This window comes from Salmonella sp. NW177, assembly GCF_051811585.1.
Classification (GTDB): domain Bacteria; phylum Pseudomonadota; class Gammaproteobacteria; order Enterobacterales; family Enterobacteriaceae; genus Salmonella; species Salmonella enterica.
The window spans coordinates 550,314-564,931 of sequence record NZ_JAMMZV010000001.1 but is presented as its reverse complement, the minus strand read 5'-3'; the positions used below and the strand labels follow the sequence as shown (position 1 = coordinate 564,931).

11 protein-coding genes, 2 tRNA genes and 2 other RNA genes are annotated in these 14,618 nt (G+C 48.8%); 8 read left to right on the top strand and 7 right to left on the bottom strand.

What is annotated here, in order from left to right; genetic code table 11:
* Positions 1 to 2: 2 nt before the first annotated feature.
* The 3 genes from oppB to NA986_RS02975 all read right to left on the bottom strand — a co-directional run bounded on the left by oppB (position 3) and on the right by NA986_RS02975 (position 4,088).
* The gene (gene oppB / locus NA986_RS02985; protein ID WP_000911097.1) at positions 3 to 923 is read right to left on the bottom strand and encodes an oligopeptide ABC transporter permease OppB; all 921 of its coding nucleotides are present in this window, start codon (positions 921 to 923) and stop codon (positions 3 to 5) included.
* A 121-nt stretch (positions 924 to 1,044) separates the two neighbouring features.
* Entirely contained in the window at positions 1,045 to 2,676 is a 1,632-nt protein-coding gene (gene oppA / locus NA986_RS02980; protein WP_001527794.1) for an oligopeptide ABC transporter substrate-binding protein OppA, read from the bottom strand.
* A 764-nt stretch (positions 2,677 to 3,440) separates the two neighbouring features.
* Positions 3,441 to 4,088 (bottom strand): YchE family NAAT transporter, encoded by a 648-nt coding sequence (locus tag NA986_RS02975; RefSeq protein WP_000615840.1) that lies wholly within the window; start codon positions 4,086 to 4,088, stop codon positions 3,441 to 3,443.
* A 476-nt stretch (positions 4,089 to 4,564) separates the two neighbouring features.
* On the opposite strand from NA986_RS02975, the gene adhE reads away from it, so the two are divergent.
* On the top strand, positions 4,565 to 7,243 hold the full coding sequence (gene adhE / locus NA986_RS02970; protein WP_000301678.1) for a bifunctional acetaldehyde-CoA/alcohol dehydrogenase: 2,679 nt from the start codon (positions 4,565 to 4,567) through the stop codon (positions 7,241 to 7,243).
* Between the two features lie 195 nt (positions 7,244 to 7,438).
* Here the strand turns inward: adhE and tdk are convergent, their stop codons facing one another.
* Positions 7,439 to 8,056, bottom strand: a complete 618-nt coding sequence (tdk, locus tag NA986_RS02965; protein WP_000068100.1) for a thymidine kinase — start codon at positions 8,054 to 8,056, stop codon at positions 7,439 to 7,441.
* A gap of 662 nt (positions 8,057 to 8,718) precedes the next feature.
* Between tdk and hns the strand changes: the two genes are divergently transcribed.
* Complete coding sequence (gene hns / locus NA986_RS02960; protein ID WP_001287383.1) at positions 8,719 to 9,132, top strand: histone-like nucleoid-structuring protein H-NS; 414 nt, start codon at positions 8,719 to 8,721, stop codon at positions 9,130 to 9,132.
* Between the two features lie 131 nt (positions 9,133 to 9,263).
* Here the strand turns inward: hns and galU are convergent, their stop codons facing one another.
* From galU to rssA, 3 genes are all read right to left on the bottom strand, one after another.
* Positions 9,264 to 10,172 (bottom strand): UTP--glucose-1-phosphate uridylyltransferase GalU, encoded by a 909-nt coding sequence (gene galU, locus NA986_RS02955; protein WP_000729450.1) that lies wholly within the window; start codon positions 10,170 to 10,172, stop codon positions 9,264 to 9,266.
* Positions 10,173 to 10,374: 202 nt separating this feature from the next.
* Entirely contained in the window at positions 10,375 to 11,388 is a 1,014-nt protein-coding gene (rssB, locus tag NA986_RS02950) for a two-component system response regulator RssB (protein WP_000193432.1), read from the bottom strand.
* 90 nt (positions 11,389 to 11,478) lie between these two features.
* A complete protein-coding gene (gene rssA, locus NA986_RS02945; protein WP_001230575.1) occupies positions 11,479 to 12,384 on the bottom strand; it encodes a patatin-like phospholipase RssA in 906 nt (301 codons plus the stop codon).
* Between the two features lie 110 nt (positions 12,385 to 12,494).
* On the opposite strand from rssA, the gene NA986_RS02940 reads away from it, so the two are divergent.
* The 6 genes from NA986_RS02940 to NA986_RS02915 all read left to right on the top strand — a co-directional run bounded on the left by NA986_RS02940 (position 12,495) and on the right by NA986_RS02915 (position 14,558).
* On the top strand, positions 12,495 to 12,953 hold the full coding sequence (locus NA986_RS02940) for a YchJ family protein (RefSeq protein WP_001682412.1): 459 nt from the start codon (positions 12,495 to 12,497) through the stop codon (positions 12,951 to 12,953).
* A 50-nt stretch (positions 12,954 to 13,003) separates the two neighbouring features.
* Entirely contained in the window at positions 13,004 to 13,846 is an 843-nt protein-coding gene (purU, locus tag NA986_RS02935; protein ID WP_001191156.1) for a formyltetrahydrofolate deformylase, read from the top strand.
* Between the two features lie 158 nt (positions 13,847 to 14,004).
* Positions 14,005 to 14,089 (top strand) — tRNA-Tyr (locus tag NA986_RS02930).
* Positions 14,090 to 14,133: 44 nt separating this feature from the next.
* A non-coding RNA gene (locus NA986_RS02925) (RtT sRNA) lies at positions 14,134 to 14,265 on the top strand.
* A gap of 34 nt (positions 14,266 to 14,299) precedes the next feature.
* Positions 14,300 to 14,384, top strand: a tRNA-Tyr gene (locus tag NA986_RS02920).
* A 43-nt stretch (positions 14,385 to 14,427) separates the two neighbouring features.
* Positions 14,428 to 14,558: non-coding RNA, RtT sRNA (locus NA986_RS02915), on the top strand.
* Positions 14,559 to 14,618 lie beyond the last annotated feature (60 nt).

Below are 14,618 nucleotides of genomic sequence, written 5' to 3'. Positions count from 1 at the left end.
TATCAATAGCGAATTTTCGGGTCGATAACGGCATAGAGCACATCGACAATGGCGTTAAACAATATGGTCAGCGCCCCAACTAAAATGGTCAAACTTAACACCAGCGAGTAATCGCGGTTGAGCGCGCCATTAACGAAAAGCTGCCCAATGCCCGGTAAGCCATAAATCGTTTCAATCACCATTGAGCCGGTAATAATGCCGACAAAGGCTGGCCCCATATAGGATAAAACCGGCAGCAGCGCAGGTTTTAACGCATGGCGGAAGATGATTCTGCGCATCGGTAATCCTTTTGCCCGCGCGGTACGAATAAAGTTCGAATGCAGAACTTCAATCATTGAGCCGCGCGTAATACGAGCGATGCTGGCAATATAGGCCAGTGAAAGCGCGACCATCGGCAGGATCATAAATTTTAACGCCCCGCCGTTCCAGCCGCCGCCAGGCAGCCATTGCAAGGTTATTGCAAAGACCATCACCAGTAGCGGCGCTACCACAAAACTGGGGATAACGACGCCGGTCATGGCAAATCCCATCACCGTATAATCCCATCGCGTATTTTGCTTTAGCGCGGCAATCACGCCAGCGCTGACTCCAATAATGACCGCCAGCAAAAAAGCGGCGGCGCCAAGTTTCGCCGAAACGGGGAAGCTGGCGGCAACCAGATCGTTGACCGTGTAATCTTTATATTTAAACGATGGTCCAAAATCGCCATGCGCCAGCTGCTTCAGGTAGCTGAAGTACTGCGTCATGATGGGATCGTTCAGATGATATTTTGCTTCAATATTGGCCAGCACTTCCGGCGGCAATGCGCGCTCGCCGGTAAAAGGACTCCCCGGCGCGAGGCGCATCATAAAGAAAGAGATGGTAATAAGAATAAACAGCGTCGGAATCGCTTCCAGACAGCGGCGTAAAATAAATTTCAACATTGCCCGTACCTTCTGGCCTGTGCCTTTACTTCCCGGACGTGACAAAAGATCCGCCAGGGAAAGTTATAGTGCGATGAAAAAAGACACCATGGGACAACCGCAGTTGTCCCATGTCTTGCCATTAATGTTTGATAATATATAAGTTTTTCACATAAATATTATCCAGCGGGTCTTTACCGGTATACCCGCCCACCCAAGGTTTCACCAGGCGCGCGTTAACGTAGTAATACACCGGCACAATAGCCGAGTCTTTATCTAACTGCTGCTCCGCTTTAGCGTAGAGTTCGCTGCGCTGCGTATCGTCCGCCACTTTCAGCGTGTCGGCAATCAGCTTATCAAACGCCGGGCTCTTATAATGCGCGGTGTTATTTGAACTGTCGGACAACATGGTATTCAGGAACGAGGTCGGTTCATTATAATCTGCGCACCACCCGGCTCTGGCGACATCAAAGGTGCCCTGATGACGGGTATCCAGGAAGGTTTTCCATTCCTGATTCTCCAGATTCACATTGACGCCCAGATTTTTCTTCCAGATAGACGCCACGGCAATAGCCAGTTTTTTATGCAGATCGGAGGTGTTATACAGCAGGTCGAATGTTAAGGGCTTATCCGCCGTAAAGCCGGCTTCAGCCAACAATTTCTTCGCTTCTTCATTACGCTTTTGCTGGGACCATTTGAACCACTCAGGCTCTACCAGTTTTGCGCCATCGGTATACGGCGGCGTGTAGCTATAAGCGGGTAAATCGCCCTGATTTTTAACCTTATTAACAATAATGTCGCGATCTAACGCCAGTTTCAGCGCGGTACGCACGCGGACATCGTTAAACGGCGCTTTTTGATTATTAATTTCGTAATAATAGGTACACAAATAAGGGTCTACGCGGACTTCATTCGGGATCTCTTTCTTCAGTTTCTGGAATAATTCGATCGGCATATTGTTATAAGTCATATCGATCTCGCCGCTGCGGTAGCGGTTAACATCCGTCACCTCCGAAGAGATAGGCAAATAAGTTACCTGATTGATGACGGTTTTGTCGTTATCCCAGTATTGCGGGTTACGCTCCAGCACGATACGTTCGTTCACCACCCAATTTTTTAACTTATAAGCGCCGTTAGTGACAATATTGGCTGGTTGCGTCCATTTATCGCCAAATTTTTCGACCGCCGATTTCGGTACAGGAGACACTGAAGGGTGGACCAACAATTTGTAGAAATAAGGCACCGGCTCACTTAAGGTCACTTCAAAGGTGTGATCATCAAGCGCTTTTACCCCCAGATCGGTGGCGGGTTTTTTACCGGCGATAATGTCATCGATATTAGCAATATGACCGTATTGCAGATAGCTGGCGTACGGCGATGCCGTATTAGGATCGGCCAGGCGTTGCCAGCTATAAACGAAATCATGGGCGGTGACGGGCGTACCATCTGACCATTTCGCATTTTCACGTAGATGGAATGTCCAGACTTTAAAATCTTTATTTTCCCATTTTTCCGCGACGCCCGGTGAAGGATGCCCCTCGACATCACTAATTAATAAGCCTTCGAAGAGGTCACGGCTGACGTTCGATTCCGGCACGCCTTCAATTTTATGCGGGTCGAGAGACTGCACTTCTGATCCGTTATTACGTACCAACGTTTGCTTGTCGGCTAACTGAACGCCGGCGGGCACGTCTGCCGCAGTCGCGGCGCTGGCGGCGATGAGCGCAGTGAGTATTCCCGCTGCAATCAAACTTTTTTTCGTGATGTTAGACATTGTGTTTGTACTCCACTCATTATAATTACTGGTTTTTACCAGCCTGTTTAATCCCGTCAGGGTTCCTGTACAGCACTGGTGGTGTACTGCCAGGTCTGTCACTGCTTTTGCTATCACCGACTTTATTTATTCTGACGATTCGTTCGATCGCCTTTCGTCGATTCGGTATACGACGTACCTGCCCACGTCGCACGTTATTTCTGACGACCATGTAAATGAAAATAGTTATCAACAATGTGAAATCTTCTGCAAAATGTTTGGCCGAAAAGTATCAAATGCGTTTCTGAACCGCCAATTCATTTTACAATTTTGTTAACCAATTCTCTTTTATGGAAAATTTCCTGCTCAGAAAAACAGTTAAAGAATGTTAAAAATATTTGATTTATTCTTTATAATCAATAAGTTGAAATAAAATCACCTCGCTGTCACATCGTAGGTTATGCCTTCGCCATAAAACACACACAAATTTAACAAATGCTCATTATTTAGCACATTCATCTACGATGGAGCTGAAACAACTAATAACATTTCAATAATCCTTCATCAAGCCCCAGAGTATGGTGTGAATAAAATAACAGACCTGCCGCTTCTCACGGACTCAGTAATGTTGATAATAGTTTGATTAATAAAAATAAATATCGTTAGATTATATTAGTATTTTTTATCATTAAAACGCTGAATGCTTATCAAAGTAAGAAGTGTTACGTGGGAATGTCACAAGGCGGCCCCCTTAGGGCGCCGCCTGTAAATCAACAGGTGGGAGTTTAGTTGAGCAAGCCGGGGAAAATGCCTTTTATTCCTGTGACAATAAATTCGATGCCGAGCGCCATTAACAACAACCCCATGATTCGGGTAATAACGTTGATACCGGTTTGCCCCAGCAAACGAACCAGCCACGGCGCCATACGGAACACGCCCCAGCAGCAAAGCGCAAAAAGCGCAATGGCAACTGAAAAACCAAGCAAATGCGCGATGCTGTGATAACGCGTCCCCCAGACGATAGTGGAGCTAATCGCCCCTGGCCCCGCCATTAACGGCAGCGCTAACGGCACAACGCCAATGCTCTCGCGTATGGCCGTCTCTGACTTTTCTTGCTTGTTTTGTTTATCTTCCCCCAGCTTCCCGCTGATCATCGACATTGCAATGGTGACAACCAGGATACCGCCCGCAATTCTGAACGAATCAATAGAAATACCAAACAGCTGCAGGATGCCATCGCCGAGGAATAAGGAACTCCACAAGATAATCGCGACCGACAGATTCGCGGTGAGGTTAGTTTTATTACGCGCCGTGGCCGTCTGGTAGCTGGTCATGCTGATGAAAACGGGGATAATCCCCACCGGGTTAACCAGCGCAAAGAGCCCGATAAAGAACTTAAAGTAAACAGGAAAATCAAAAAGCGGTTGAATCACGGTTAGCTCCGAAGCGTTAGCCGGATGAAGTCAATGTTCGTTAATGATCAAAACGCGCAGAAGATACGCCTTTTATTCGCATAGTTCACCTCTTATCTACACCTAATTTCATCCATTCATCGCTGTTATTTATATGTACTCGTTATGCTAATCCACTTACTCTTCATGACAACGATTTCTTAACAATTTACATAAAAGGCTAAAATGGCCTGCTGAAAGGTGTCAGCTTTGCGTAATCTTGATTTAGATCACACAATCGCTACTCAGAAGTGAGTAATCTTGCTTACGCCACCTGGACGTAACGCGTTAGAGTTAAATGATACTAACGCAGAAGCTCTTTTAGTAAATCAGAGCGAAACGGACGTTAAGTAACCACCTGAATTTCAGGCATTTATACAAAGTATCGTCGATCTGTCTATACTCACGTATCGCGCAGATGATTTACTAAAAAAGTTTAACATTATCAGGAGAGCATTATGGCTGTTACTAATGTCGCTGAACTTAACGCACTCGTAGAGCGTGTAAAAAAAGCCCAGCGTGAATATGCCAGTTTCACTCAAGAACAGGTCGACAAAATCTTCCGCGCCGCCGCTCTGGCTGCCGCTGATGCCCGCATTCCGCTGGCCAAAATGGCCGTCGCCGAATCCGGTATGGGTATCGTGGAAGACAAAGTGATTAAAAACCACTTCGCTTCTGAATATATTTACAACGCCTATAAAGATGAAAAAACCTGCGGTGTGCTGTCTGAAGACGACACCTTCGGGACCATCACCATTGCTGAACCTATCGGCATTATTTGCGGTATCGTTCCAACTACTAACCCGACCTCTACCGCGATCTTCAAATCGCTGATTAGCCTGAAGACCCGTAACGCCATCATCTTTTCTCCGCATCCGCGCGCTAAAGAAGCAACCAACAAAGCGGCAGACATCGTTCTGCAAGCGGCTATCGCTGCCGGCGCGCCGAAAGATCTGATTGGCTGGATCGATCAACCTTCCGTAGAACTGTCTAACGCGCTGATGCACCACCCGGATATTAACCTGATCCTCGCCACTGGCGGTCCAGGCATGGTTAAAGCTGCATACAGCTCCGGTAAACCGGCAATCGGCGTAGGCGCAGGCAACACCCCGGTTGTCATTGATGAAACCGCTGATATCAAACGCGCTGTGGCGTCTGTTCTGATGTCTAAAACCTTCGATAACGGCGTAATCTGTGCTTCTGAACAGTCTGTTGTCGTTGTTGATTCCGTCTATGATGCCGTTCGCGAACGTTTCGCCAGCCACGGCGGCTACATGCTGCAGGGCCAGGAGCTGAAAGCGGTTCAAAACGTTATCCTGAAAAATGGCGCTCTGAACGCCGCTATCGTCGGTCAGCCAGCCTACAAAATTGCTGAACTGGCAGGCTTCTCCGTACCAGAAACCACCAAGATTCTGATCGGTGAAGTTACGGTCGTTGACGAAAGCGAACCGTTCGCACACGAAAAACTGTCTCCGACTCTGGCGATGTATCGTGCGAAAGATTTCGAAGAAGCGGTAGAAAAAGCAGAAAAACTGGTCGCTATGGGTGGTATCGGTCACACCTCCTGCCTGTACACTGACCAGGATAACCAGCCAGAACGCGTTGCTTACTTCGGTCAGATGATGAAAACCGCGCGTATCCTGATCAACACCCCGGCCTCTCAGGGTGGTATCGGTGACCTGTACAACTTCAAACTCGCACCTTCCCTGACGTTGGGTTGTGGTTCCTGGGGTGGTAACTCCATCTCTGAAAACGTTGGTCCGAAACACCTGATCAACAAGAAAACCGTTGCTAAGCGAGCTGAAAACATGTTGTGGCACAAACTTCCGAAATCTATCTACTTCCGCCGTGGCTCTCTGCCCATCGCGCTGGATGAAGTGATTACTGATGGCCACAAACGTGCGCTCATCGTGACTGACCGCTTCCTGTTCAACAACGGCTACGCAGACCAGATCACCTCTGTGCTGAAAGCGGCTGGCGTTGAAACTGAAGTCTTCTTCGAAGTTGAAGCCGACCCGACGCTTTCCGTTGTTCGCAAAGGCGCTGAGCTGGCTAACTCCTTCAAACCAGACGTGATCATCGCGCTGGGCGGCGGTTCCCCGATGGACGCCGCGAAAATCATGTGGGTCATGTACGAACACCCGGAAACTCACTTCGAAGAACTGGCGCTGCGCTTTATGGACATCCGTAAACGTATCTACAAGTTCCCGAAAATGGGCGTGAAAGCGAAAATGATCGCCGTCACCACCACTTCCGGTACCGGTTCTGAAGTCACACCGTTTGCGGTTGTAACCGACGATGCAACCGGTCAGAAATATCCGCTGGCTGACTATGCCCTGACCCCGGATATGGCGATTGTCGACGCCAACCTGGTGATGGATATGCCGAAGTCCCTGTGTGCGTTCGGTGGTCTGGATGCGGTAACTCACGCCTTGGAAGCTTATGTTTCCGTACTGGCTTCTGAGTTCTCTGACGGTCAGGCTCTGCAGGCCCTGAAACTGCTGAAAGAAAACCTGCCGGCGTCTTACCACGAAGGGTCTAAAAACCCGGTTGCGCGTGAACGTGTTCACAGTGCAGCGACTATCGCCGGTATCGCGTTTGCCAACGCCTTCCTCGGTGTATGTCACTCCATGGCGCACAAACTGGGCTCTCAGTTCCACATTCCGCACGGTCTGGCGAACGCCCTGCTGATTTGTAACGTTATCCGCTACAACGCGAATGACAACCCGACCAAGCAGACCGCTTTCAGCCAGTACGATCGTCCGCAGGCACGCCGTCGTTACGCTGAAATTGCTGACCACCTGGGCCTGAGCGCGCCGGGCGACCGTACCGCCGCTAAGATTGAAAAACTGCTGGCATGGCTGGAAAGCATTAAAGCTGAGCTGGGCATTCCTAAGTCTATCCGTGAAGCAGGCGTGCAGGAAGCTGACTTCCTGGCACACGTTGACAAACTGTCTGAAGATGCCTTCGATGACCAGTGCACCGGCGCTAACCCGCGTTATCCGCTGATCTCCGAACTGAAACAGATTCTGCTGGATACCTACTACGGTCGTGATTTCACCGAAGGTGAAGTTGCAGCGAAGAAAGACGTCGTTGCCGCACCGAAAGCAGAGAAAAAAGCGAAAAAATCCGCTTAATTCGTTATCTGCTTTAGCATGACAATAACGGCCTCAATTGAGGCCGTTTTTTTGTTTTACCTGTTTATCTGATGCCTGAAGGCGCTATGCTGATCATCTGGCCTACGTGTTCACGGCACGCCCTTCGTCAGGAGGCCTGAATAATGACCTCCAAAGCGCTACAGGGCGTTTTATAAGCCGATCGTTACCTCGGTATCATATGTGCCGATGACGCTCCTGAATCGCCGTCAGTGAGCCCTCCTCCAGCGCGTCCTTATAATGCTTACGGCAAACTGAAACGTAGCGTTCATTCCCGCCAATAACCACCTGTTCGCCTTCGTTATAAGGCCTGCCGTCCTGATCAAGGCGCAGCACCATACTGGCTTTACGACCGCAGAAACAGATAGTTTTTAATTCCACCAGCTTATCTGACCATGCCAGCAAGTATTGGCTGCCGACAAAGAGCTCCCCACGAAAGTCTGTTCGTAGCCCATAGCAGAGTACTGGAATATCTAATTTGTCGACAACCTCGGATAATTGATAAACCTGCTGGCGAGTCAAAAACTGGCTTTCGTCGACTAACACGCAATGTATTGTCTGCCGCTCGCTCTCGGCACGAATCTCTTCAAACAAGGATGTATTTTGGTTAAACAATTTTGCCGGCGACGACAAACCGATACGAGAGCTGACTTTGCCTGCGCCAAAACGATCGTCGATTTCCGCCGTATATACGACGGTACGCATCCCGCGTTCCTGATAATTGTATGAAGATTGCAGCAGTGCAGTCGACTTACCCGCATTCATTGCCGAATAGTAGAAATATAGCTGTGCCATTGGTCGCAGGACCTCACCTGAGTGAAATAAAGATTGGCGGGATTGTACCATAATTTACCGACGCGACGGCGCGGCTCGCGCTCCGGTGAGTATTAAGAATTGTACAAACATCGCTCACTATACCCAAAATAATTCGAGTTGCTTAAAGGCGGCAAGGGAGTGAGTCCCCAGGAGCATAGATAACTATGTGGCTGGGGTGAGCGAGCGTAGCCAACACATAAGCAACTTGAAGTATGAAGGGTATATACACATTCCTTCACAAATTATGCCGTTAAAATTCATCAACAATGCTTATCATCACCCGCCAATATGAAAACCTTGTACTTATTGTTACCGTTACTCATACCCGGTGCAAAGTAATAGGGTTTTCTTGTAAGGAAAGCTAATACAAGAGATTGATATCTCTGCAATGAGATCGTATTTCATCATGATAAAATGTGACCTGACTCCTAAATTTTTAGCGACAGACGGTGAGTATCCCCCCTGCCAATAAGCTCTTTTTTGTGCGGCGCCTCAAGGAAAATTTAAGTTGAGATAATTAAAACGTGTGCTTAATAAAGCGTAATTTTGAATTCCTTACATTCCTGGCTATTGCACAACTGAATTTATCGCTCTATTATTAGCTCAACAAACCACCCCAATATAAGTTTGAGATTACTACAATGAGCGAAGCACTTAAAATTCTGAACAACATCCGTACTCTTCGTGCGCAGGCAAGAGAATGTACTCTGGAAACGCTTGAAGAAATGCTGGAAAAATTAGAAGTTGTCGTTAATGAGCGTCGTGAAGAAGAAAGCGCTGCTGCTGCTGAAGTGGAAGAACGCACTCGTAAACTGCAACAGTATCGTGAAATGTTAATTGCCGACGGCATTGACCCGAATGAACTGCTGAATAGCATGGCTGCCGCTAAATCCGGTACCAAAGCTAAACGCGCAGCTCGTCCGGCTAAATATAGCTATGTTGACGAAAACGGTGAAACTAAAACCTGGACTGGCCAGGGTCGTACACCGGCTGTAATCAAAAAAGCAATGGAAGAACAAGGTAAGCAACTGGAAGATTTCCTGATCAAGGAATAATTTACTTCCTGGATGCTTAAAATCCCGCCGCTGGCGGGATTTTTTTTGCCTGAGTTCTCCGCTGACGACCCCAGGCATAAAAAAAGCGCCGGATTTACCAGCGCTTCTGTTAAAAAATTTATAACGTATCGTTACTTCTTAATACCCATTTCTTCTTCAAGCCAGGCTTTAAATTCAGCACCCAGCGAATTATGACGGATGCCATATTCAACGAATGCCTGCATATATCCTAACTTATTACCACAGTCATGGCTTTTACCCTTCATGTGGTAGGCTTCAACCGTTTCTTTTTCGATCAGCATATCGATAGCATCGGTCAACTGAATTTCATCCCCGGCGCCCGGAGGGGTTTTCGCCAGCAACGCCCAGATATCCGCGCTCAACACATAACGCCCGACAATCGCAAGGTTAGACGGCGCGACATCCGCTTTTGGTTTTTCAACCACGCCAACCATCGGCACACTTTCGCCCGGCGCCAGCTCAACGCCTTTGCAATCGACCACGCCGTATGCAGTCACATCTTCTACTGGCTCAACCATAATCTGGCTATTGCCGGTTTCGTCGAAACGGCGGATCATTTCAGCCAGGTTATCCTGAGACAGGTCGGACTCATATTCGTCAAGAATAACGTCTGGCAGAATAACAGCGACAGGTTCGTTTCCGACAACGGGATGCGCGCACAATACGGCATGGCCCAGGCCTTTTGCCAGCCCTTGACGTACCTGCATAATAGTGACATGCGGAGGGCAAATAGACTGAACCTCCTCCAGAAGCTGACGCTTAACGCGTTTTTCCAGCATCGCTTCCAACTCAAAACTGGTATCAAAGTGGTTTTCAATAGAGTTTTTAGACGAGTGCGTAACAAGCACGATTTCAGTAATGCCAGCAGCGATACATTCGTTCACGACGTACTGAATTAATGGCTTATCAACCAGCGGCAGCATCTCTTTCGGGATAGCTTTGGTCGCTGGCAGCATCCTGGTTCCCAATCCCGCGACCGGGATAACGGCTTTTTTGACTTTCGAATTAAGGGCAGCCATTTAAAATTCTCCTGGACTGTTCATGTATTGAACGTGTTCATTAATCTGTATCGTGTTCCAGTATATCAGTACCAGAACAAGCCTCAGGTCCAAAAAGGACTTATATTGGTATAATTAAGACAAATACTTATAAATCTGCCGCAGATAGTAACACTCGTCGGGAAAGGCCGGTAAAGCAATTTCCGCTCACTCTTCCGTTTGGTCATTCCGCAGACAACATCAATCGCAGACGCCCTCCTGCGCCCCATATTTGACACTGCCACGAGTCGCAACGCTGGCTTAATTGGTTAAGGTAGGCGTTACCCAATGTTCCTAGCGGCACGCCGCTGCTAATTTGAACCTGATGAGCGCCCGTATTTAAGGTGGCGTTCAATCCGGCGGAGACGAGAATCAAATTTTTGAGCTCACTGTGATAGTAGCCGACAAATAGCGGGAATTGCCCAGGTAAATTGGCTTGTCTGAGCAGATGATTTACCTGTTTTAATAGCGCGCCTAACTCCGGTAAACGGTGCTTTTGTTGGCCGAGCTGATCCTGCAATAAGCCGTTAAATAGCGCCCGCAGCAACAATGCGGCTAACACGCCGTTATCGCCCGCCCGGGTGACATCCAGGCAATAAAATGCCAGTTCGTTATCAGATAGCGGCGCAATATCCAGCACCAGTCCAGGCTGATCGGCGGAGACGAGCTGCCGATAATTAATGCGGCAATGGGAAATCACCTGCTGTACCGGGGGCTGCAATTCCTGCAACAATTGTGCTGCGGCGGTTGGATTACTCACCATTGCATCCCAGTCACGAAACAGGCGTTCTTCTTCTTCAACCCGCGAGTTAAACATATTAGGGTATAAGCAAGCGAATACGGTTTCCCGCAAGCGGTTGAGATCTTTTACCGGCTTCAGCAGGACATCTTCAACCCCAAGGCGTAACGCTTTGGCGATATCCGCCATATTTTCTGTTGCGGAAATAACCAGAATAGGCGTCTGGTCTCCGCGATTACGTAAGTTTTCTACCAGTTTGAGACCGTTCATTCTCGGCATCGCGATATCACATATCATGAGATCAGGGGTAAAACGCCCCATCAACTCCAGGGCATCCACCCCGTCGCCTGCCAATGCCGTTGTCGCTCCCAAAGAGGAAAACCACGAATCCAGAAGCGAGCGAAATACAGGCTCGTCTTCAACAATAAGAATCTGTTTTCCGACCAATGGCTGCGTCATGTTCTCTCCCCTGACTGGCTTTAATCAATAGTGGCATGGTATTGCCGCTTGCGCCTGTCAGAATTTGCTTAAGTGATCGTAAAAGGTACATTAAACGTCGGTACGCACCAAGGGTATAAGTTCGTCCATCTTTTTCTCTACGGCTAACTGACCCGCCGCAATAGCGGCATGGGCGCGATGAAAATCCAGCGTAGAGATTTGCGGACAGAATGGTTGAATGAGAATATCAGGCGGATCGCCAGCCATACGGTTACGTTTAAGACGATTTTCCAACACCTGAATGGAGGTTGTCATGATTTCCATTGCCCCAGGCGAACTCACGCCACGGCGTGAAGTCAGGCTACTGAAACGTTCTTTTAAACGCTTATGCCAGGGCAGCGCATCATCGCTCTCTTCATTGATATTCCCGACATTTACAGAGAGTAAATCTTGCTGCATGAGGTGGGCATCATGTTGCAGGTCTACCGCAATAACGATATCGGCCCCCAGCGCCCTGGTTAACGAAACAGGTACCGGATTAACGACTGCGCCATCTACCAGCCAGTAACCGTTATGCTCAACCGGAGACATCAGCCCTGGCATACTGCACGACGCGCGTACAGCAAGGTGTAGATCGCCTTCAGTAAACCATAGCTCTCGTCCAGTGCTAAGATTCGTCGCGACCGCGCCAAAACGTCTTGAACAGTGGTCAAAATCCGTGACGGGCATAATATCCCGATAGTGATTAAATACGCGTTCGCCGCGAAGCAACCCTCCTCTGCCCCAGGATACATCCATCAGGCGTAAAACATCCCAGTAGCGGAATGAACATACCCACTGTTCAAGCGCCGATAATTTATTACAGGCATACGCGGCGCCGACCAGTGAACCTATTGAGCATCCTGCAACGATATCAATATCAATGCCTGTTTGCTTGAGGGCTTTGATGACCCCAATATGAGACCATCCTCTCGCTGCGCCAGATCCCAGCGCCAGCCCTATTTTCATTTTTCTCATCGTACTTAACGACTTCCCCTGGCTTCAAGACGTAGCAACATCGCCACTGCTCAGTTAACATAATGCCACCCTGGCGTTCAACGCCGTTTTTTATATTCAGGGAGATTATTGTGTCTCAGCCTTGTCCCTGTGGTAGCGCTGACGAGTATAGCCTATGTTGTGGTCGTATTGTGTCCGGAGAACGAGTAGCACCCGATCCGTCACATCTCATGCGCTCTCGTTACTGCGCTTTTGTGATGAAAGACGCAGATTACTTAATTAAGAGCTGGCATCCAACCTGCAATGCGGCCGCGTTTCGTGATGATATCATCGCTGGATTTGCCAATACCAGGTGGCTCGGCCTGACTATTTTTGAACATACCTGGTCAGAAGCAGAAAATACAGGGTATGTTAGTTTTATCGCGCGTTTTTCCGAACAAGGGAAAAACGGGGCGATTATCGAACGTTCTCGTTTTATCAAAGAAAACGGTCAGTGGTATTATATTGACGGTACCCGCCCGCAGTTGGGTCGAAATGATCCCTGCCCGTGCGGTTCAGGCAAAAAATTTAAAAAGTGCTGCGGCCAGTGACGCCTGACAGTATCGATACAGCAAACACTCTCAACAGGATTTTTCCGGCAATGCAATCACTACAACGTAAAGTTCTGCGTACTATTTGTCCCGATCAAAAAGGCCTTATCGCGCGGATTACCAACATTTGCTATAAGCACGAGCTTAATATTGTGCAAAACAATGAATTTGTGGACCATCGCACCGGTCGCTTTTTTATGCGGACCGAGCTGGAAGGCATCTTCAATGATTCCACTCTTCTGGCCGATCTGGACAGCGCCTTACCGGAAGGCTCTGTTCGTGAACTCAATCCCGCCGGACGCCGTCGGGTAGTGATTCTGGTTACCAAAGAGGCGCATTGTCTGGGCGACCTGCTGATGAAAGCCAACTATGGCGGGCTGGATGTTGAAATCGCCGCGGTCATTGGCAACCATGAAACGTTACGCTCGCTGGTTGAACGTTTTGAGATCCCTTTCGAACTGGTCAGCCATGAGGGATTAACGCGTGAAGAGCATGACACGAAGATGGCGGACGCCATTGATGCCCATCAACCGGACTATGTGGTGCTGGCCAAGTATATGCGTGTTTTGACGCCAGGTTTTGTGGCGCGCTTCCCGAACAAAATTATCAATATCCACCACTCATTCCTGCCGGCATTTATCGGCGCGCGCCCTTATCATCAGGCCTATGAGCGCGGCGTGAAAATCATCGGCGCTACCGCGCACTATGTGAATGATAATCTGGATGAAGGCCCAATCATTATGCAGGACGTGATTCACGTCGATCACACCTACACCGCAGAAGATATGATGCGTGCCGGGCGCGACGTTGAGAAAAACGTATTAAGCCGCGCGCTGTATCAGGTTCTGGCGCAGCGGGTCTTTGTTTACGGCAATCGGACGATTATTCTTTAATCGTCAGTAATATGAATTGATTAGCTTTAATCCGTTACGGATGAAAAGTACGCAAACAGTTCATTTCAGGCAAAGGAATGCTTTACAGCGGCGTGTCATTTGATATGATGCGCCCCGCTTCCCAAAAGGAAGCGGGCCAGTATTAAGCATTACCCCGTGGTGGGGTTCCCGAGCGGCCAAAGGGAGCAGACTGTAAATCTGCCGTCATCGACTTCGAAGGTTCGAATCCTTCCCCCACCACCATTATTCACTACAGCGATGTAGTTAACTCGATGAGCAATGCAGAAGTTTGCACTTGTCGGGGAAGGGTGAGAACCTTCGATTAAGGTTCGACTCGAGCGAAAGCGAGAGAACGTTGCCAACGGCAACGGCCCGTAGGGTGAGGAGCGAAGCGACGAATAATCCTTCCCCCACCACCATCTTCAAGCTTTACCTACAATTTGAATTACCCCTGGTGGGGTTCCCGAGCGGCCAAAGGGAGCAGACTGTAAATCTGCCGTCATCGACTTCGAAGGTTCGAATCCTTCCCCCACCACCATCACTTCCGTCGCGTATCTTATCCCCGCTAAGCACAGTGCCTTATATCTCTCTGTACGGGAAGGATGAGAAGCTTCGACTAAGGTTCGATTCGAGCGCAGCGAGAAAGCGTTGCCGCAGGCAACGACCCGAAGGGCGAAGCGCGCAGCGCTGAGTAATCCTTCCCCCACCACCATCACTTCCGTCGCGTATCTTATCCCCGCTAAGCACAGTGCCTTATATCTCTCTGTACGGG